Source organism: Parabacteroides sp. AF19-14 (assembly GCF_003635485.1).
Lineage (GTDB): Bacteria > Bacteroidota > Bacteroidia > Bacteroidales > Tannerellaceae > Parabacteroides > Parabacteroides distasonis.
Map to the genome: position 1 here is coordinate 262434 of NZ_QTMJ01000001.1, position 22126 is coordinate 284559.

Annotated in this window: 15 protein-coding genes; 6 read left to right on the top strand and 9 right to left on the bottom strand. The window is 45.6% G+C overall.

All coding sequences use genetic code 11. The features are described from left to right. Positions 1-380: 380 nt before the first annotated feature. The gene (locus tag DWX33_RS01145; protein WP_048927348.1) at positions 381-1472 is read left to right on the top strand and encodes a HAMP domain-containing sensor histidine kinase; all 1092 of its coding nucleotides are present in this window, start codon (positions 381-383) and stop codon (positions 1470-1472) included. 122 nt (positions 1473-1594) lie between these two features. Here DWX33_RS01145 and clpB read toward each other — a convergent pair whose 3' ends face one another. Both clpB and DWX33_RS01160 read right to left on the bottom strand, forming a co-directional pair. Then, positions 1595-4183 carry an ATP-dependent chaperone ClpB gene (clpB, locus tag DWX33_RS01150; protein WP_122379696.1) on the bottom strand — a complete coding sequence of 863 codons (2589 nt, stop codon included), beginning with the start codon at positions 4181-4183 and terminating at the stop codon, positions 1595-1597. Positions 4184-4524: 341 nt separating this feature from the next. Then, the gene (locus DWX33_RS01160; RefSeq protein WP_008778334.1) at positions 4525-5157 is read right to left on the bottom strand and encodes a DUF4858 domain-containing protein; all 633 of its coding nucleotides are present in this window, start codon (positions 5155-5157) and stop codon (positions 4525-4527) included. 151 nt (positions 5158-5308) lie between these two features. On the opposite strand from DWX33_RS01160, the gene yaaA reads away from it, so the two are divergent. From yaaA to DWX33_RS01175, 3 genes are all read left to right on the top strand, one after another. Then, the gene (gene yaaA, locus DWX33_RS01165) at positions 5309-6073 is read left to right on the top strand and encodes a peroxide stress protein YaaA (RefSeq protein WP_122379698.1); all 765 of its coding nucleotides are present in this window, start codon (positions 5309-5311) and stop codon (positions 6071-6073) included. Between the two features lie 97 nt (positions 6074-6170). Beyond that, positions 6171-7241 (top strand): 6-bladed beta-propeller, encoded by a 1071-nt coding sequence (locus DWX33_RS01170; RefSeq protein ID WP_122379083.1) that lies wholly within the window; start codon positions 6171-6173, stop codon positions 7239-7241. Between the two features lie 85 nt (positions 7242-7326). Next, entirely contained in the window at positions 7327-10569 is a 3243-nt protein-coding gene (locus DWX33_RS01175; RefSeq protein ID WP_122379699.1) for a S41 family peptidase, read from the top strand. 90 nt (positions 10570-10659) lie between these two features. Here the strand turns inward: DWX33_RS01175 and DWX33_RS01180 are convergent, their stop codons facing one another. The 6 genes from DWX33_RS01180 to pheT all read right to left on the bottom strand — a co-directional run bounded on the left by DWX33_RS01180 (position 10660) and on the right by pheT (position 18764). Continuing rightward, positions 10660-11844 (bottom strand): glycosyltransferase family 87 protein, encoded by a 1185-nt coding sequence (locus DWX33_RS01180; RefSeq protein ID WP_122369460.1) that lies wholly within the window; start codon positions 11842-11844, stop codon positions 10660-10662. 141 nt (positions 11845-11985) lie between these two features. Further along, positions 11986-13392, bottom strand: coding sequence for a DUF5723 family protein (locus DWX33_RS01185; protein WP_005862097.1), 1407 nt, complete (start codon positions 13390-13392; stop codon positions 11986-11988). Between the two features lie 36 nt (positions 13393-13428). Then, the gene (locus tag DWX33_RS01190) at positions 13429-14487 is read right to left on the bottom strand and encodes a DUF4621 domain-containing protein (protein ID WP_122379700.1); all 1059 of its coding nucleotides are present in this window, start codon (positions 14485-14487) and stop codon (positions 13429-13431) included. 132 nt (positions 14488-14619) lie between these two features. After that, a complete protein-coding gene (locus DWX33_RS01195; RefSeq protein ID WP_005856675.1) occupies positions 14620-15384 on the bottom strand; it encodes a hypothetical protein in 765 nt (254 codons plus the stop codon). 146 nt (positions 15385-15530) lie between these two features. Then, positions 15531-16262: a YebC/PmpR family DNA-binding transcriptional regulator gene (locus DWX33_RS01200; RefSeq protein WP_005856672.1), complete on the bottom strand. Its 732-nt coding sequence runs from the start codon at positions 16260-16262 to the stop codon at positions 15531-15533. A gap of 39 nt (positions 16263-16301) precedes the next feature. Further along, positions 16302-18764, bottom strand: a complete 2463-nt coding sequence (pheT, locus tag DWX33_RS01205) for a phenylalanine--tRNA ligase subunit beta (RefSeq protein ID WP_122143780.1) — start codon at positions 18762-18764, stop codon at positions 16302-16304. Between the two features lie 254 nt (positions 18765-19018). On the opposite strand from pheT, the gene trmD reads away from it, so the two are divergent. Next, complete coding sequence (trmD, locus tag DWX33_RS01210) at positions 19019-19693, top strand: tRNA (guanosine(37)-N1)-methyltransferase TrmD (protein ID WP_008772076.1); 675 nt, start codon at positions 19019-19021, stop codon at positions 19691-19693. An 88-nt stretch (positions 19694-19781) separates the two neighbouring features. Here the strand turns inward: trmD and DWX33_RS01215 are convergent, their stop codons facing one another. Next, the gene (locus DWX33_RS01215) at positions 19782-20735 is read right to left on the bottom strand and encodes an NAD-dependent epimerase/dehydratase family protein (RefSeq protein ID WP_005856666.1); all 954 of its coding nucleotides are present in this window, start codon (positions 20733-20735) and stop codon (positions 19782-19784) included. Positions 20736-20914: 179 nt separating this feature from the next. Here DWX33_RS01215 and kbl point away from each other — a divergent pair, with 179 nt between their 5' ends. Continuing rightward, positions 20915-22105, top strand: a complete 1191-nt coding sequence (gene kbl, locus DWX33_RS01220) for a glycine C-acetyltransferase (protein ID WP_005856664.1) — start codon at positions 20915-20917, stop codon at positions 22103-22105. Positions 22106-22126: the final 21 nt, after the last annotated feature.

Here is a 22126-nt window from a genome sequence, read left to right on the forward strand (position 1 = left end):
GGAAATATTTTGATTTTATATCCCAAAAACAATTAAGCTTATTTACGGACGTGACTTAACAAAAGCAAATGCCCTTACTTGAACATAGTTCTAAAAGAGCTTAGGTTTTATAGGAAGCAAAGGTAATAAAAATACTTGATTATCATATAGACCTATTATTTTTTATAGCTTCCGGGCAATTTACTGTTCCGCATGATATTTTCTTTGAAAGAATATATTTCCAACCGAGTACCCCAAAGAGACTTCCAATATCTTTATGGATCACAAAAAACACTAAAGCCAGTCTTATTTGTGTTAAAATCAAAATACACCCCATCATTTATTTACATATAGTCATTTGATACTCAAGTTCTTTTAGAACTCAGTAAATGTATTAAATTATGATTACAATGGAACCTAAAATACAAAGTACCACAAGTACCCGAGCTCTCCGGAGCAAAATCGGGCCTATCAAGGCTTACTTATTCAAGACCTCATATGTAATCAGTCCAATCACGCCAAGCGATCTTAAACATTCCATGAAAGGTGCCTACAAATCATTCCTGTCTAAAACCGATCAAGCATACGGCCATTCCACGTCAACAATCAACCCCAAACTTTACCCTATTTCTACCTTTAAGCAAATGAGCCTCGTAGTAGTCCCGAGTTTCATGATAGAATCCCCATTCGAGATAGTGGCGATAGCCCTTATCGCCTTTCTACTTATCCTCCTTTCGATGAGGGAACATCGGCATAAGAAAGACATTCTTGACACCGAACGAAATATGGCCGAAGAAGTGATCCGCTTACGTGAGAAGGCGGAAGAATCAAACCGGTTGACAAGTGCTTTCCTCGCCAATATGAGCCATGAGATACGGACCCCATTGAATGCGATCGTAGGTTTCTCGACCCTTATCAGCGAAAGTGAGGATAAAGAGGAGATCAAAGAATTCGCTAAAATCATTCACGCAAACAATGAGCTACTCCTTAATTTAATCAATGACATACTCGATATGTCAAAAATAGAAGCCGGTATATTGGATTTCCTTTATACGGAAGTAGAGATTAACGAGCTTATACAAACCCTATGGCGGAGTTACCGATTCAAGATCAAGGAAGGAGTAGAATTCCGCACGGAACTGCCTGCGGAAAGCTACATTATCCATACTGAGAGAAACCGTTTATCCCAAGTACTGGCTAATTTCATCAATAATGCTTGCAAATACACTTTCGAGGGAATGATAACGATCGGATATGAAATAAGGAAAGACGATATTTATTTCTTTGTTACCGATACGGGAAAAGGGATAGCGGAAGAAAATATCTCCCGTGTTTTCGATCGATTCGCTAAATTAGATTCCTTCACCCAAGGTACGGGGCTCGGGCTGTCTATCTGTGAATTAATCATTAAACATTTAGGTGGAGAGATCGGCGTGGAGTCAAGCGTTGGAAAAGGATCTACATTTTGGTGCACGGTTCCCACCCGGAAATAATCGCACCAAGCCGTATCTACCTATTAGTGAAAAATAAAAAGGCGGAATGATTCACATAGGATCATTCCACCTTCATTATTTTATAGAAACACCACGCTTAACGTCAAGCGTTCAAGTCTACTTTAGTTCTTAAATTCCAGACCATCGTCTTTCCTATCGATCACGATCGGGCGGTTACGGTCTACCGTTCCACCCAGCAAAGCCTTTGACAACTCGTTCAAGACATACTTCTGAATGACACGTTTTACCGGACGGGCACCGAATTGAGGATCGAAGCCCTTGTCGGCGATAAAGTCCAAGGCCTCGTTCGTGAAGTCCAAGGCGACACCGTTCGTAGCCAACATCTTCTTCACGCTGTTCAACTGCAAGGATACGATCTTGCGAATCTCCTCCTCGTTCAGCGGAGTAAACATGATGATATCGTCGATACGGTTCAAGAACTCCGGACGGATCGTCTTCTTCAACAGTTCCAGTACTTGGATCTTCGTCTCGTCTACCACCTTGTCATGCGTGGCGGGTGTCATCTTCTCGAAGTTCTCACGAATCAAGGAAGAACCTAGGTTACTTGTCATGATAATGATCGTGTTCTTGAAGTTGACAACACGGCCTTTGTTATCCGTCAGCCGTCCATCATCCAAGACTTGCAACAAGATGTTGAATACATCCGGATGCGCCTTTTCGATCTCATCGAACAAGACAACTGAGTAAGGTTTCCGGCGAATCGCCTCCGTCAACTGTCCACCCTCATCGTAACCCACATATCCCGGAGGCGCACCGATCAAACGAGTCGCGCTGAATTTCTCTTGATACTCACTCATATCGATACGGGTCATCATATTCTCGTCATCGAACAGATACTCGGCCAACGCCTTGGCCAACTCCGTCTTACCCACACCGGTAGTACCGAGGAAGATGAAAGAACCGATCGGTCGTTTCGGATCCTGCAAGCCGGCACGACTACGACGAACCGCATCGGCGATAGCGTTGATCGCCTCTTCCTGACCAATCACACGGGTATGAAGCTCGGACTCCAGACGTAATAACTTATCTTTCTCGCTCTGCATCATCTTGCTGACCGGAATTCCAGTCCAACGGGATACCACATCGGCGATATCGTCGCTATCCACTTCCTCCTTGATCATAGCCGCGGCACCTTGCATCGTCTTCAACTTAGCCTGTACCTCCCTGATCTCCTCTTCCTTTTGCTTGATCTTACCGTAACGGATCTCAGCGACCTTGCCGTAATCACCCTCACGCTCCGCCTTATCAGCCTCAAACTTCAGGTTCTCAATATCGATCTTATTTTGCTGGATCTTATTGATCTGCTCCTTCTCGCTTTGCCACTGAGCCTTTTGCTTGGTCTCCTCCTCCTTCAAGTCGGCGATCTCCTTGTTGAGTTGCTCCAACTTCGAGGTATCGTTCTCACGCTTGATCGCCTCACGCTCGATCTCCAACTGTTTGATACGGCGGGAAACCTCATCCAACGACTCCGGTACGGAATCGATCTGCAAACGCAGACGGGCGGCGGCCTCATCCATCAAATCGATCGCCTTATCCGGCAAGAAACGATCCGTGATATAACGGGTAGACAACTGTACGGCAGAGATAATAGCATCATCCTTGATACGTACTTTATGGTGATTCTCATATTTCTCCTTCAAACCACGAAGGATGGAGATCGTATCCAACTCACTCGGCTCGTCTACGATAACGGTCTGGAACCGACGCTCAAGCGCCTTATCCTTCTCAAAATACTTCTGATACTCATCCAACGTCGTGGCACCGATCGAACGTAGCTCACCACGAGCCAAGGCCGGTTTCAAGATGTTAGCGGCATCCATGGCGCCTTCGCCTTTACCGGCTCCTACCAAGGTATGGATCTCATCGATAAAGAGGATGATCTCGCCCTCGGATTTCGTAACCTCGTTCACCACCGCTTTCAAACGTTCCTCGAACTCGCCTTTATATTTAGCTCCGGCGATCAACGCGCCCATATCCAACGAGAAGATCTGTTTAGACTTCAAGTTCTCGGGAACGTCACCCCGAACGATACGATGGGCCAACCCCTCAGCGATAGCAGTCTTACCTACACCCGGCTCACCGATCAAGATCGGATTGTTCTTCGTACGGCGGCTCAATATCTGCAAGACACGGCGGATCTCCTCGTCACGTCCGATCACGGGGTCTAGCTTACCGCTACGGGCACGCTCGTTCAAATTGATGGCGTATTTTCCTAAGGCATCGTAAGTCTCCTCGGCGGATTGGCTTGTCACCTTATTTCCTTTACGCAATTCCTCGATCGCTTGACGTAACTCTTTCTCTGTCACGCCGGCGTCTTTCAATATCTGTGAAGCGGTGCTCTTTTCCGTAAACAACGCCAAGATGATCGGCTCCAACGATACATATTGATCCCCCATTTTAGAGGAATAATCGATCGCCTTCTGTAAGACAGCGTTCGACTCGCTAGAGAGATAGGGTTCGCCTCCCGAAACCTTAGGATAAGATTCGATTTGGCGATCCAGTACCATATTCAGGTTTTGAGCGTTTACCCCTAATTTTTGAAAGATAAAATTAGTAACACTCTCACCCGTCATAATGACAGCTTTCAACAAGTGAACAGGTTCGATAACCTGTTGGTTATTTTTAGTAACCAACTGTACGGCTTGTTGAACAGCCTCCTGCGCCTTGATTGTAAAATTGTTTAAATTCATGTATTTAAGCTCCTTTCTTATATTCTTTTCTAAATTTATTTTACACTTATATCCTTACAAAAGAAATACCAAAACGAAAATATGACATTTTGTCTTAATATTATAAAACAGAATAGAGAACTTCCCGTCAAACCGTCCATTTCGGATGTCATTCGGACGTATCTTTTCAGAAAGAACAAAAGAGAGAGAAAAAGGTTTTGATAGTAAACACACAGTATCTAGGTAAAAACAGTCAATGTTCTCAAAAAAACACGTACGAGTTTTTCCGGAAACACGTACATGTTTTTTGAAATTCACGTACGTGTTTTTTTCGAGTGGTTATATCCTATAAATCCAATAATTTACGGATAGTCATTATAATACTTCCACGTATTCTCCCGTTTCCTGTTTCTCTTCTTGTCACGGGCACTTTTCCAGAAAATAGTCTCTAGTAAATCCTCTGCGTCGAAATAGACTCTTATGGTAGCGAGTACCCCTCCCCTTCGCTGGCCATCCTTCACGACATCCGAGTATATATTAGTCAGTTTTACGTTGGCAGCCATAGGAACCTTACCTACCTTAAACTCTTTCCAATCCTGATTCTTAGGGAGCCTAATCGTGTGCGCTTGCTTCTGTATGGCCAATGAACGGGAAGGTGACTTAAAATTCAGCAGCATGAATAGGACTGGGGTAATCGAATCATAATTAGTCAACCTACGTAAAGTATCTAACTGTACATATTCCGAGAAGTCTTTCGTAATCGGCAACTCACTTGGTGAGGATAACATATGGGTTCCCGGTTGATCGGGTCGTAGAAAAGTCCCGCTTTCTATCGCCTTCTGAAACTCAGGATTCAAACGTATCTCCTCCTTGCCGGATAAAAATTCTTGCAGGCGCAAAGAATCCTGTTCCGTCCACTGCGCATGGGCCATCGTAGGTAGGATGAATACTATCAAAAGGAATATAGGTCGCATCTTCACATCTCTCATCTTCATAATCCTCATTACATTTCTATCACCAAGACTCATTCCTCCATTAAATCCCCCATTCGAGTCGAGATACTTTAAGATTTATTGGGATGCTTATACCCTATTTGAATCTTAATATGGATTACCTTTATGCGATCAATCCAAATCCAATATAGATATGTTGATATTATTATCTCCGGCTAAGACAATGACCGGGACATCCAAGATAAAAGCGCCGCAAGGCACGACTCCACGTTTCCAGCAAGAGGCGAACGAGATCGCCCTGCATATGACCCAATTTCCCATTGACGAATTAAGTCGTATCCTCAAGCTCAGCCCGAAACTGGCGGCGGAATGTTACCGCAGATACCAAGATTTTCATGCGGAAGACAACCAGCCCTTGCAAGCGATACTCGCCTATACCGGTGTCGTATTCAAGAATATCAGCCCGAAAGACTTCACGGAGGAGGATTTTCTTTTCTCGCAAGAACATATGCGTTTCGTATCGGGATGCTACGGGTTACTTCGCCCATTAGACCTTATCAAGCCTTACCGGATGGAGTTCGACGTAAAAATCCCGGAACTAGGCGACGGGAATATGTACGCCTTCTGGAAGGACAGGCAAACAAATACATTAATCCATGACGTCCGACAGGGAGACAGAATCCTACTGAATCTAGCCAGCTTGGATATCCAACCCTCTTTCCAGTGGAAGGAGGTGGAGCGATCCGTCCGGATCATCACGCCCGAGTTCAAGATCTGGAAGAACGGCAAAGCGGAGACGATCGTGATCTATGCCAAGATGTGCCGGGGACAAATGAGCAGCTATCTCATAAAGAACCGGATTTCTGACCCGGAGGCATTAAAAGCATTCACATGGGAAGGCTTTTCCTATAAAGAATCCATGTCCGAGGGGGATAATTGGGTATTTCTACAAGAATAATTCTAGGCTTATCCAATAAAATCAGATGATCTACGTTTTATAAGAACAATTCGTAAAAATCATAAAAAGGTTTATCCTTCTTTAATTTAGCGGTGATATGAAAAGAACCTTTACATATTTATTACTACTTGTTCTATTGGTTTGCGGAAAGCAAGCCTATAACCTGTTAATCTCGAATGAATCGATCCGGAGCAACCCTACCGGAGCCTTGTCTGACATCGCGGATGAGGTAATCGCCATTCCATTACAGGACTCAGGGACGCATTCGATCAAGGAGGCCAAGTATATCCGTCAAGAGGGAGACAACCTATTCCTTATCAGCAATGAGACGCTTTACCGTTTCAATCGCAAGGGAGAATTTATCTGTCGCATCACCCATCCGGATGACATACGGGTAGCGGGGTATGTAGTGAACCCGGCCAACCAGCAGCTGATCGTACTTGGAAACACGGACGATATTTTCTATTACTCATTCAATGGTGATCTCCTTACCCGCAAGAAACTGAAATGCGACCTTCCGGAGAATAGGCATATGCTATCCATATCCATGCACAATAACCGGATATTTACCACCGAGGAATGTGTTCATGGGGATACGGCAGGGAAAACCGCCACGATTGAGAAACAGATCGTTGAATACGATTCCTCTTTCCATAAATTACAATCTCATACGATCCGTCCGGTCGATCTGGAACGTTCCGCATGCCCGATCGGTTGTCTCGCCCCGGAAGTAGCCGTGGAGCCCGGAAGCGGAACGGTTTATGCCTACGCCCCCTCCTATCAACCCGGGAACTTATTACGGGACACTTTATATATTAAGCAAAAGCGGCAAAGCCAAGCCTTGGAGAACCTTGCCGGAAAGAATACACTACCTTTGCTACCGATCCGCATGGGTAGCCGTTTCTGGGTATCTACTTACTATAACGCAGAGGATGAGTCCAAAAATTACACCTTCTGTTATGATACGGAGAAAGAACGATGCTGGCAGGTAAAAGAAGGATTAAAAGATAATTTTTATCAAACCGGTAATGTGCGACGAATGGACCCTATCGATCCCTATTGCCATTCCTATTGTTTCAGCAAATCCGGAGAGGATCTGCGAAATACTTTCCCCGCACAGGCCCAAGGGGAAAGCCTCGTGTTATTTATCGTGAAATTGAAAGGGTAAATCCAGTTAATATTTCAATAGAGAGCAGACTGATGGGTACAAAATAATATGTATCTTCGTACCATTCTAAAAAAGCATTAAGTACATGAAAAAACTTTTAACCTGCATTGCCTTGGGCTTTGCGACTACCAGCTACGCTGTAACCCCTTTGTGGATGCGTGATGTACAAATTTCTCCTGATGGAACAGAGATAGCGTTTTGTTACAAAGGAGATATCTATAAAGTACCGGCCAAAGGAGGAACAGCGACACAACTTACCACCCAAGCATCGTATGAATGCACGCCAATCTGGTCTCCAGACGGAAAACAAATCGCTTTCGCCAGCGATCGTAACGGCAATTTCGATTTATTCGTAATGCCCTCCAACGGTGGAACGGCACAGTGCCTCACCACTCATTCCGCCTCCGAGATTCCATCGGCCTTTACTCCCGACGGCAAATACGTACTCTTCTCCGCATCCATACAAGATCCCGCCCAGAGTGCCTTATTCCCGACCTCGGCCATGACGGAACTTTATAAAGTGCCGATCGGTGGCGGACGTACGGAGCAAGTATTGGGAACACCCGCCGAGATGGTTTGCTTCGATAAATCCGGAAAGACATTCTTATACCAAGACCGTAAGGGCTTCGAGGATGAATGGCGTAAACATCATACCTCGTCCGTCACCCGGGATATATGGATGTACGATACGCAAACTGGAAAACATACCAATTTGACCGACCATGCGGGAGAAGACCGCAACGCCGTATTTACCCCGGATGGACAGACGGTTTACTTTCTGAGCGAACGCAACGGAGGTTCTTTCAATGTATATTCATTCCCTCTCAACACCCCACAATCTATAACGGCGGTTACTAAGTTCAAGACGCATCCCGTACGTTTCCTCTCTACAAGTAGCGACAATACATTATGCTACACATACGATGGCGAGATCTATACACAACGTCCGGGAGTCAATCCGCAGAAAGTGCGGATTGATTTGATCCGTGACGATCAAGAGCAAATCAGCGATCTGAATTCCAGCAAAGGAGCTACCTCTGCCACCGTATCCCCCGATGGCAAGCAGATCGCCTTAACCCTAAGAGGCGAGGTATTCGTCACCTCGGCCGATTACAACACGACCAAACAAATCACCAATACCCCGGCCGCCGAAACAGGCGTATGCTTCTCGCCGGATAACCGTACCTTGGCTTATGCCAGCGAGCGTGGTGGTAATTGGCAACTTTACTTGGCTAAGATCGCCCGTAAGGAAGAAGCTAATTTCCCGAACGCGACGATTATCGAAGAGGAAGTTCTCCTGCCTTCTAAGACCGTAGAGCGTAATTATCCTCAATTCTCGCCGGATGCTAAGGAACTCGCTTTCATAGAAGATCGTATGCGGCTGATGGTAGTCAACCTTGAGACGAAGAAAGTACGCCAAGTCACGGATGGCTCCACATGGTATAGTACAGCCGGCGGTTTCGATTACTCATGGTCGCCGGACGGTAAATGGTTCACGCTCCGGTTTATCGGAAACAAGCACGATCCTTATTCGGATATCGGCTTGGTTAGCGCGCAAGGCGGGGAGATCACCAACCTGACCAATAGCGGTTACACCAGCATCTCCCCACAATGGGTACTGGATGGAAACGCCATCTTATTCACCACCGAGCGTTACGGAATGCGTGCGCATGCCTCATGGGGTTCCTTGAATGATGCCATGCTGGTATTCATGAATCAAGACGCTTATGATAAATTCCGCTTGAGCAAAGAGGATTATGAGTTGCAAAAGGAACTGGAAAAGGAGCAGAAAGAGGTAGCCGGGGACAAAACCGACGACAAGAAAAAAGAAGATAAAGCCGATGAAAAGAAAGACGAAAAGCCCAAGGATATCGTAGTGGAACTGAAAGGAACCCAAGATCGTATCCTACGTCTTACTCCTAATTCCTCCGAAATGGGTAGCGCCGTCATCTCGAAGAATGGCGAGACCTTATATTATTTCTCGGCTTTCGAAGACAAATACGACCTGTGGAAAATGGACTTGCGCAAGAAAGAGACCAAGCTACTCCACAAGATGAATACCGGATGGGCGAACATGGAAATGGATAAGGAAGGTAAGAACCTGTTCTTGTTGGGTAGCAATTCCATGCAAAAAATGGATATGGGATCGGAGAAACTAACACCGATTCATTACCAAGCGAACTTAAAAATGGACTTGGCCGCCGAGCGTGAGTATATGTTCGACCATGTCTATAAACAAGAGCAAAAACGGTTCTACAACGTGAATATGCACGGCGTAAATTGGGACGCTATGACCGCCGCCTACCGTAAGTTCTTGCCACATATCAATAACAACTATGACTTCGCAGAGTTGCTAAGCGAATATCTGGGAGAACTCAACGTATCTCATACTGGAGGCCGCTTCCGTCCGCAAACAAGCGGCAATATTACCGCCAACCTAGGCCTACTTTTCGATTGGAACCATAGCGGCAAAGGTTTATTAATCGCTGAGGTAGTGGAAAAAGGCCCGTTCGATCATGCACGTTCCAAGGTAAAAGCCGGTACCGTCATGGAGAAAATAGACGGACAAGAAATAACCCCGGACATGGATTACTCCAAGCTATTAAACAATAAGGCCAAAAAGAAGACCTTGGTTTCCCTCTACGATCCACAAACCAAAGAACGTTGGGAAGAGGTAGTCTTGCCTATCAGTAACGGTGAGTTAAATAACTTGCTTTATACCCGCTGGGTGAAACAACGTGCCGCCGACGTGGATAAATGGTCGAACGGACGATTGGGATACGTCCATATCCAATCCATGGGAGACCCTAGTTTCCGCTCCGTTTACTCCGATATCCTAGGTAAATATAACGACCGGGAGGGCATCGTCATTGATACCCGCTTTAATGGTGGTGGACGTTTGCATGAGGATATCGAGATCTTGTTCAGCGGAGAGAAATACCTCACACAAATAACACGTGGCCGGGAGGCTTGCGATATGCCTAGCCGCCGCTGGAATAAACCTTCCATCATGCTCCAATGCGAGGCTAATTATAGTAACGCACATGGAACCCCGTGGGTTTATAAGCATCAACACATCGGACGTTTAGTTGGTATGCCCGTACCGGGAACAATGACTACCGTCTCTTGGGAAACCCTGCAAGATCCGACGCTGGTATTCGGCACACCTATTACCGGTTATCGCCTGTCGGACGGTAGTTACTTAGAGAACACACAGCTGGAACCGGATGTTAAAGTCGCTAATTCTCCGGAAACTGTTGTCAAAGGGGAAGATACGCAATTGAGAACAGCGGTAAATGAATTGCTGAAAGAGATCGATAAAAAGTAGTTTAAAACGAGACTACTCTCATCGCCTGTCGGGAGTAGTCTCGTTTTATTATGTAACCTTCTATTAAAAAACAGGCGATATTCACTCTGCCTAAGTCGTGATATGCTTATAGGGAGAATGACTAAAATCCAAGAAACACATCTCATAGCAAATGGTCAGCCACACTACAATGCAAGGCCAAGCTTTTATCACATACGGACGGATCAGTCCATTCCGGACAATCGATGGAACCAGCTCTGTAGTGGATAAGCCAACAATCACCAAGGTAGTTATCCAAAGCCAATAAGTATATTTCTTATGGGGCGATACACTGCATATATACCAGATAGCGACTCCTATCATCGCTATGATATACCCACTCGCCTCGCTTCCCGTACTGAATAATACGACAAACAATAAAACATTAGCTAATAGCATAAAGCGAAAAGCCGGATATTTATATTGCGAGATCCTTAAATATGGAATGCAAAATAAAATCAAGCCCGGTATGATAAGCCACATATCGCTATAGTCCGGATTCCCGGATATCTTTCGAACCACTCCCAATAATGATATATTTTGTGGATCAGCGAACATATTCAACATATTTTTCACCTTCAATCGCTCAAACCAATCTATATACTGAGAGATCACATACTCAATCCCCGGTGTATAAAGTACCGGGATCACAAAGCAAACCAATCCCCAGAAAAGACAAGAGACTAATAATCTCACTTTCTGCCTTGAGAAGAAAAAGAACGCCAATCCCACGATTGGATAGATCTTGATAAATGTTCCGAGCATAATAATGCCTGCCGCCCAGAAATCCTTTTTCTCCAGTATCAAGACAAACGATAATAAGATAAAGGCCGCTACTGATATATTGAATTGCTGTACTCCTTGAGCCGTCATCAACTCACAATACGAATACCAATAAATAATGATTTTTTGGGTACTCGACAATGGCAATCGGCTAATCGCATAAAATAATAGGGCGGTATTCCCCGCTATCCATAAGATCATACCCAGCCATTCCGGTAACAGGGCGAAAGGAGCTATGATAAGACTGAATAAGACTCCATAATGGTTTGAATCATAATATTCCGGATAATGATCCCCATATAAGGTTAAGCCTTCGATAGCATGCCAGTAGACTCCTTCAAATATCTTATAATTATTATATTTCCCGATCAACAACTTGACAATAGCAAAAATAACACCTGTTAGCATCCATACCCCGAATACAGCCCGGGGCTCTCTCCATACCGGATGGGTGGCTAAAGTCTTTAATCTCATATCCAATTTCTTCCTTTCAATCAGTCCACAAAGATAAAAAACCTAATAAAACGAGCCTAATAAAAAAGAAAAGACTGTCTGGGTATATAACCCGGACAGCCTTTTCCTTTATGATACAGACTCTATTCTGAGTATTCCCTATTAATTAGCGAATGATTTCAAAGGAACACTTACTCCCATGTAAAGATTCATGGCGTTACCGCTGACCGGTAAGCATTGTGGAGTTACCTTTGTCAACATATAATCCGATCCGATAAAGAAATTGATCCAAGACGGTGAGAAATTCAAGGCGATACCATACGTCTTGAACTTACTATGGATAAATGAGTAGCTCAGCGTAGCCTCAAACCATTTCACCGGACGGTAATTACCGGACAATGTCAGTTCCGTATAGGCTTTCGGGGAATAAAGACGAGTGCTCGACAATAAACCGATACCTAACTTGTTTTCCAGCAAACGGTACTCGCCACCGATATTGATTGTCGAACGAAGACGGGTAGTGCTTCCGGACTCACCCTCTTTCTTGAAATGAAGCAAGTTCTCGAAATCTTCCTTGATAGCGTCAAACTGATCGCCCATGCTCGGTATATCACCGTTATTCTCGCCAATAGCCAGATCAAAGCCGTTAAAGTCGAAAGTTCCATCCAACTTACCTAGCGTGCTACCTCCCTTGCTCCAGCTGATAAAACCTAAATCAAGGACAGCGGCGGATAACATGATATTCTCGGTCAATTGGTACGTAGCACCCAAGTCCACTCCCATACCGAAACCGCTAAGACCCGGAGAATCGAAATCAAAGCTATTATAATAATCACGGCCTTGCTCGTCTACTTCCATTTCCGGGACCAAGCCTTTCATATTCGTCTGCAAGGTGCCGGTAGAGGTAACTTTCCAGCTAGTCTCTCCCATCTCAGCATGCATCTGATCGATCGTAGCGTCCATAGAACCTACGCCCCATAACAATTTAACCTTACCTCCGACTGTCAACTTATCCGTGATAGGACGAGAATATCCTACACCTGTCTCCAAATAAGCCTCGGCGTACGCCCTGATATTACGAATATCATAGGTACTCTGAGATCCATTACCCTTTTTCATGAACTCGAACAATGTCTTCGGAGCACGAATATTCGCCAAGCCCTTGATAGAAACATCAACCGTCCAGAATCCCTTGCCGGCGTACCAGCCACCGGATAGAACCTGCGTGCCAAAATCCATGTTTACCTGATTCTCGTCCTTCAAGCCATTCAGGAAAGACTCGGTATTCACGGAGTTATCCATGAACGTAACGGTCTCACCATTCTTCGGATAAATAAAATTATCCACAGCTATTCCGTTCGTACCATACGAAGCGCCAACCGCGCCTAATACCGGAATGGAGACATAGCCTCTCTCGGGACGATACGCCGGATTCATTGTCGTGCGTGCCGTAGAGGATTGCATGAAGTAAGAAGTTCGTATTTGCTGGGCGGATACCGACATCCCCACAGTGGTCAATAAACATAAAGCGCACAGACCTCTCTTATACATATTATATATAGTATTCATCTTTCTTTTTCGTAATTTAAATGGTTAGTACTGGGATCAAATAGAAATTCCGCCTTCTTTCTTGAGTTTCAAGTTGAAGGTCGTTTTCTGGCCTTTCTTCAAAGCCTCGCTTTGATCTCTACCCGTTAAATGTAAATTCAGGTCTATATGACGTGCGTCCTTCATTTTCGGCATATCCTCCTTCGTGATCTCGAAGACAACCTCTCCGGATTGTCCTTTTACCTCTTGCGCCGGAAATTGGATATCTACCGGTACATTGTTCTCATCCATGATCACCATCTCGATAGACATATCGAACGGCATCTCGTTCGTAACCTCTCCATAGATCCTCGCGCTTCCGTCCGAGAAAATATAGTCTACGAAATCCTCATCAAAAGCGTCCTCGATCCGCTCGACGGATACGGCGCTAAATTCCGGTGCCGGAGTCAACGGAAGCTCTACCGCATAGCGTAACTCGCTCAAGGCATCCATAGGAGCGTTCGCCCATTGTTTGCTATCGGCGGACAAAGACAAATGTATTTTTTGAGGAACAATCTGTACGATTCCCGGTAACTTCTCGTTCTTGACAAACTTAAAAGCATCCGTCTTCGGATCAAGAGGGCCGATCCAAATATTAGGAGACACCGTTGACAAGGTAAAATCAGAGGAAGTAGCCTCCTTTTTACTTGCGTTCTCAGCCTCGATAGACAAGCTACAATCCAAAGAGGCATTCTTTACATTCGACTTTAACGTAATGTGGGGGTTCGTTAACGCCAAAACGAAATCGCCATCGAACAAGCCATCGATATCCCCAGTCGTTATATCTTCCGAGGCGATCTCCACTTTATCAGAGGCGGCCCGTAAGCTTTTCCCCTTAATCTTCATCTCTCCATCATAGATCATGACGTAAGCCCCGTCGACTTCCCGAATGGAAGGGACTTTCTCTACATTCACAACGTCATCCGACGTTACATAACCCGTACCGAGGGGAGCTACCCAAGACTCACCCATTACCGCATCGTCCGTATTGACATCGCTTAAATCATACTTACTATCCACACATGCCGCTAAACAGCAAGATGATAGCAATAGCATCACTAAATGTTTGTTTTTCATATAAAGTTATTTTTATCAAAATTATGACCCTAACAGCGCGCAAAAATAAACAAAATAAATGAAAGTTTAGCCATAAAAAAAGAGTGGCATCGTATTATTAACGCCACTCTTAGCTTATACTATCTTTGACAATCAAAATATTCTTCCGCAAATACGAATCTTCATGACCGGATAAACCGTTAGCTTGTCCATGATCTTCGTAAAGGTATCATCCTCGTCTATCTCATTCAACAAGTCCTTTACATCCCCTGAATCCGTATACACCTCCGGTTTGCCATGGAATTGCACACCCAGCTCAAACATCACGCCAACCCGTTTCTTAGGAACCGCACGACCGAATCCAAGACCTAGATAAGGACGAAAACCGGACACTTTCAATCCACCGGATACATTACCGTTATTATCCACCGGAATCGTATAATCACCGATAACTATGCCCGCACTTTCTCCTTGGGCGATCAGGTCTTTCAGCTTATCACTATGCCCTTCTATCTTCACCAAAGAAGAACCACCGAAATAGGCGCCGGCCGCAACGAAGAACGAAGAAGCGTGAGGAAACGGGTAAACATTCACCAACAACTGTCCGGAAGTACGTTTCAAGCTACCTTTGACATCCATGGAGTATGTATCATTATACACACCCGCTCGCGGATCGTTAACATCTACATCCACGTCCGTATTAATGCTGAAACCCGGCATAAAGGTAAGACCACCTCTCAACGCCAGATAAGGCGTAATAGGAGTAGCGACCTCCACATCTACACCCGTCAAACCAACACCCACTCCTGCCGAAACAGAATTGAAAATCCCTAACTCCTTTTGAGCTGAGATAAAATTACACGTCGCAAACATGCTCACGAACGCACAAAGAAGAAATAGTCTTTTCATTTTCACCATATAAGTTAAATTGTTATTCACCCTAGACTCACAAAAATAAATAAAAAACATGAAACATTCGTTGTAAAAAAGAAAAAGCGACATCGAATTTGCCTCGATGTCGCTTTTTTACGGATAAAGTATACTATTTTACGTATAAGCGTACGTTATTCCTCCTCAGAATCGTCTTCCTTCATATTATGGAATACGTTTTGAACGTCTTCGTCTTCCTCTAATTTCTCGATAATCTTCTCGATAGACTCACGCTGTTCCGGAGTAACCTCCTTCAAATCGTTCGGAATACGTACGAACTCACTACTCAAGATCTCGAAACCATTCTCCTCCAAATATTTCTGGATCGCCGAATTCTGCGCGAACTCACCATAAAGAACAACCTCGTCCTCGTCTTCCTCAACCTCATCTACACCGAAGTCGATCAACTCCAACTCTAGGTCTTCTAAAGAAAGATCCTCTTTTTTAGCGATATGGAATACGCATTTATGATCGAACAAGAACTCCAAGCTACCGGATGTTCCCAGAGAACCACCGTTCTTATTGAAATAACTACGAACGTTGGCTACCGTACGAGTCGTATTATCCGTAGCGGTCTCAACGAAGATAGCGATACCGAAAGGACCATATCCCTCATAGTTCATCTCCTTATAATCCGTGAAATCCTTGGATACGGCACGTTTAATGGCACGCTCCACGTTCTCCTTCGGCATATTCTCCTTTTTGGCGTTCTGCATCAACACACGTAAACGAGGATTATTCTCAGGCTCCGGCCCACCTTGTTTTGCCGCGATCGTGATTTCCTTACCTAACTTCGTGAATACACGGGCCATATTGCCCCAACGCTTAAACTTTCTCGCTTTACGAAACTCAAACGCTCTTCCCATATGTTTATCAGTTTATCTTTATTTTATGTAATTAAATTCTTATCTCAATTGAGCACCTAGCTTTTGTTCCAGATTCGTCTGGATCTTCTTCATGATAGCGTCGATCTGCTTATCGTTCAAAGTCTTGCTCTCATCTTGCATGAAGAAGCTTACGGCATACGACTTCTTGCCCGCCGGAAGGTTCTTGCCCTCGTAAACGTCGAACAGAGATACCTCCTTCAATAGCTTGCGATCGCTATCCTTAGCGATTTTCTCGACCTCGCTAAACTGTACGCTCTTATCAAGCAACAACGCCAAGTCACGTTTAACGGCCGGGAACTTGGAAATCTCGGAGAAGGTTACTTTCGCCTTCTTGATCTCCTTCATCAACTGGGTCCACGACAACTCAGCGTAATAAACCTCCATATCGATATCCAGCATCTTACGAAGTTTCTTGCTTACGATACCCATCGTACCCAATTGACGTCCGGAACCGGTCGTGATACTTAGGCCCGAAGAATAGATATCATTCGTCAAGTTACCGAAAATAACCCGTTTCATATCCACGCCCAAGCGGGCTAAGATATTCTCTACGTAAGCCTTCAACTCATAAACGGAAGATTTCTCGTCCGGATGCGCCCAGTTGTTCTCCACCCGGTTGCCGGCTACCCAGATGCCTAGACGGTAATCCTCGCTGAACTGCGCCAAGGCCTCATCTTCCTTCTTGTTATCGATATTATAATCATAGCAATTACCGAACTCATAGAAACGGACATTGCCATTCTTACGCTTCATGTTATGCTCGATGCTCTCCAAACCTCCGAACAACAAGGTCTGACGCATGCAGTTCAAATCAGCGCTTAACGGGTTCATCAACATGACACAATGCGCTTCCGGATAAACAGACAGATCCGTATAATAAGCGGAGCGTGTCAAGGAATTGTTCATGATCTCGTTGAAACCACAACCGCAAAGTTGCTCCGAAATCAAGTTCTGCAATTTCCAGCTACGATCCGTAGGAGTCTGGTAACTTAAATTGGACTTCACGTTATCGCTGAACTCCACGTTATTATATCCGTAGATACGAAGAATGTCCTCGATCACGTCTACATCACGCTGCACATCGATACGATATACGGGAACATGCAAAGTCAAGCCCTCGGCAGTCTCGGATACGATCTCCATCTCAAGGCTTGCCAAGATACTTTTCACGGTTTCTACCGGAATATCCTTACCGATCAACGTATTGATCTTCTCGTAAGTCACCTCAACCGTATACGGTTCCACCACGGTAGGATAAACATCCTGTACGGCACCCGTGATCTTACCTCCCGCCAACTCTTGTATCAACAAGGCGGCACGTTTCAATACATACATCGTATTGTTCGGATCCAAACCACGCTCGAAGCGGAAAGAAGCGTCCGTATTCAAGCCAAAACGACGAGCGGTCTTGCGAATCCACGTCGGATGAAAACAAGCGGATTCCAAGAATACGTCGGTGGTCTCCTCCGTCACGCCGGAATCCAAACCGCCGAACACGCCACCGATACACATAGGTTCCTCGACGTTACAAATCATCAAGTCACGATCGGTCAACGTACGCTCCACGCCATCCAACGTGACGAATTTCGTACCAGCCTCGGCCGCCTTGACAATCACTTTATTTCCTTTGATCTTACCCGCGTCAAAAGAGTGTAAAGGCTGCCCTAACTCATGCAGGATAAAGTTCGTTATATCCACTACGTTATTGATGGGACGAAGGCCGATCACACGCAAGCGGTTTTGTAACCACTCCGGGCTCTCCTTCACCGTAACGCCCTTGATCGTAACACCGGAATAACGGGGACAAGCCTCCGTATTCTCTACCACGACCTCTACGCCCGGTGTCTCGTCATCGATCTTGAAAGCGTCTACCGAAGGACGTCTCAATTCGGCGGGCTTGCCGTTTTGCTTCAAATAAGCGGCCAAGTCACGGGCGACACCGAAATGGGAAGTAGCGTCTACACGGTTCGGGGTGATATCCACCTCCAGCACGTAGTCGCTCTTTACATTATAATAATCTTTAGCTAACGTACCTACAACAGCATCGGCGGGAAGTACGATAATACCGTTATGGTCGGTACCGATACCGATCTCGTCCTCGGCGCAAATCATACCGTTGGACTCAACGCCACGGATCTTGGATCTCTTGATGGTAAAGCATTCGTCACCGTCGTACAGTTTCGTGCCGTTCACGGCTACGACCACTTTCTGTCCGGCAGCCACGTTCGGGGCGCCGCATACGATTTGTAAAGGAGCCTCGCCACCTACATTTACGGTCGTTATATGTAAATGGTCAGAATTCGGGTGTTCCTCACAAGTTAACACTTCACCGATAACCAGTCCCTCAAGTCCGCCCTTAATGGTTTGAACTTCCTCTACTCCACCGGTTTCCAAACCGATAGAGGTAAGCGCCGCAGCAACTTCTTCTGGCTCCAGATCGAAATCAAGATACTCTTTCAGCCAATTGTAAGATATATTCATCGCTATAAAATTTATTCTCTAAAGAGACGGCCTCTATTGATAGCCGCCGAATTGACGGACAAAAGTACGAATAATAATTCAAACGATACAAAAATATCCTCATGAACTTCTACGAACTCTTAACTGCGCCAACGCATGCGTTTCATTCATTCTTAATTTTCTATCGCGAATCATAGATAATAGAGACTCACTTTACGATGAGTCAGAATAAAGATGTACCTTTGCGGGAGGTTTTAACGTTACAACTATTTTTTATGCGTATAGATATACTTACCGTACTTCCCGAGATGATCGAGGGGATGATTAATTGCTCTATCGTCAAGAGGGCGCAAGATAAAGGATTAGCAGAGATTCATTTACATAACCTACGGGATTACACCACTAATAAATGGAGGCGGGTGGATGATTATCCGTTCGGAGGAGAGGCCGGAATGGTGATGCAGATCGAACCGATAGACCGGGCGATCTCAGCGTTGAAAAGCGAACGGGAATATGACGAGGTAATCTATACCTCCCCGGATGGTGAGACACTCAACCAGCCCATGGCCAACAGTATGTCTTTACTAAATAATATGATTATCCTCTGCGGGCACTATAAAGGGATCGACTATCGTATCCGTGAGCATTTGATAACGAAAGAGATATCCGTAGGAGACTATGTCCTTACCGGAGGAGAGCTGGCCGCCGCTATCATAACCGACGCCGTGGTACGCTTGATACCGGGAGCGATCGGCGACGAGCAAAGCGCCCTCTCCGACTCCTTCCAAGATGACTTACTGGCCCCGCCTGTTTATACACGTCCCGCCGATTACAAAGGTTGGAAAGTACCCGAGGTACTATTATCCGGGCACCAGCGCAAGATCGAAGAATGGCGCTTGCAACAAGCACAAGAGCGTACGGCACGCCTCCGGCCGGATTTATTGAAATAGCAGCGGTAAAAAATAGAGCCGGGGATCATCCCCCCTGATGATACCCCGGCCCCTCTATCCACAAACAATCATGGCTACAACATCACTCTTATTTATTGAAACGTTCTTTCAATTTAGCTAACATGTCTTTTGTCATGGCATCCAAATCATACTCCGGCTTCCAGCCCCACTCTTGGCGGGCGCAAGTATCATCCAAGGAGTTCGGCCACGACTCGGCGATAGCCTGACGCAAAGGATCTACCTCATACTCCATCTGGAATTCAGGCATATATTTCTTGATATTATTAAAGATGATCTCCGGATCGAAACTCATCGAGGCAATGTTGAAAGAGTTACGGTGAACGAACTTCGTAGAATCCGCCTCCATAATCTCGATAGCGGCACGCAAGCCGTCCGGCATGTACATCATATCCATGAAAGTACCGGCTGCGATCGGGCAAACGAATTTCTCGCCCTTAGCGGCCGAATAGTAAATATCGACAGCGTAATCCGTCGTACCACCACCCGGAGGTGTTACGTAAGAGATCAATCCGGGGAACCGAACCGAACGTGTGTCCACGCCGAAACGGATATTATAATAATCACTTAACAACTCACCGGATACCTTCGTCACGCCGTACATCGTACGAGGATTACGGATCGTATCTTGAGGAGTCTTGTCTTTCGGGGTATTGTTACCGAAAACGCCAATAGAGCTCGGCGTAAATACGGCGCAGTGCATCTCACGGGCCACCTCAAGCACATTGAACAAGCCCCCCATTCCGATCTTCCACGCCAACTGAGGTTTAGCCTCTGCTACAGCCGACAAAAGAGCCGCCAAGTTGTAGATCGTATCAATATTATATTTTGATACCGTCTCAGCGATCTGCTGCTCGTTCGTGATATCCACGATAGCGGAAGGTCCCGATTCTAACAACTCGCCTTTAGGTTCCGCACCCGGGATATAACCCGCTACTATGTTCCCACCGTAGATACTTCTTAATTTCATGGTTAACTCTGATCCGATCTGACCGGTAGAACCAATTACTAATACATTCTTCATCGCGTTTAATGAGATTTAAGTTTTTTTCCGTCGGCAAAGGTATAGAGAATAAAACAGTTTAGACATGAATTTCTTCTCTTTTTTAGTATTAAAATTCAAAAAAAAAACAGACCTTTGTCTGTCGCTTTGACAACGAAGCTACTACTCACATCTAAATACTAATAAAAAACGAAGTTTTTATGTACGGAAAACTTAAAGAATTCTTGACAAATGAACTTGAAGGCATCAAAGCCGCTGGTTTATACAAGAACGAGCGTATCATTACTACGCCACAGAGAGCCGACATCAAAGTAAATGCCGGAAGTGATGTTTTGAACTTCTGCGCCAACAACTATCTTGGCCTGTCCGATAACCAACGACTGATCAAGGCCGCGAAAGAAGCCATGGATACACACGGTTATGGCATGTCGTCCGTTCGTTTCATCTGTGGAACGCAGGATTTGCACAAGCAATTGGAAGCAGCCATCTCCGACTATTTCAAGACTGAGGACACGATCCTTTACGCCGCATGTTTCGACGCTAACGGTGGTTTGTTCGAGCCATTGTTCGGCGAGGAAGACGCTATCATCTCGGATGCCTTGAACCACGCCTCTATCATCGACGGTGTTCGTTTATGCAAGGCTAAACGTTATCGCTACGCCAACGCCGATATGGCGGACTTGGAGCGTTGCCTACAAGAGGCGCAGGCCCAACGTCACCGTATCATCGCCACGGACGGCGTGTTCTCCATGGACGGCAATGTCGCTCCGATGGACAAGATTTGCGAGCTTGCCGAGAAATATGACGCATTGGTTATGGTGGACGAGTCTCACTCTGCCGGTGTCGTAGGCCCGACGGGTCATGGCGTAGCCGAGCAGTTTGATGTTTACGGACGTGTAGATATCTTCACGGGTACGCTGGGTAAGGCGTTCGGTGGTGCCATGGGTGGCTTCACGACCGGAAAGAAGGAGATTATCGATATGTTACGCCAGCGTTCTCGCCCCTACTTGTTCTCTAACTCCGTGGCTCCGGCCATCGTAGGCGCAAGCTTGGAGATGTTCAAGATGTTGAAGGAAAGCGACGCTTTACATACGAAATTAATGAACAACGTAAGTTACTTCCGCGACAAGATGCTGGCAGCCGGTTTCGATATCAAGCCGACTCAATCCGCTATCTGCGCTGTTATGTTGTACGACGCTAAGTTGTCTCAAGATTTCGCCGCCAAGATGCAGGAAGAGGGTATTTACGTAACCGGTTTTTATTACCCGGTAGTACCGAAGGGACAAGCTCGTATCCGTGTACAATTGTCCGCCGGCCACGAGACTGAGCATCTGGACAAGGCTATCGCCGCGTTTATCAAGGTAGGAAAAGAGCTAGGCGTTATCAAATAACACCTCTCTCATTCATCATAC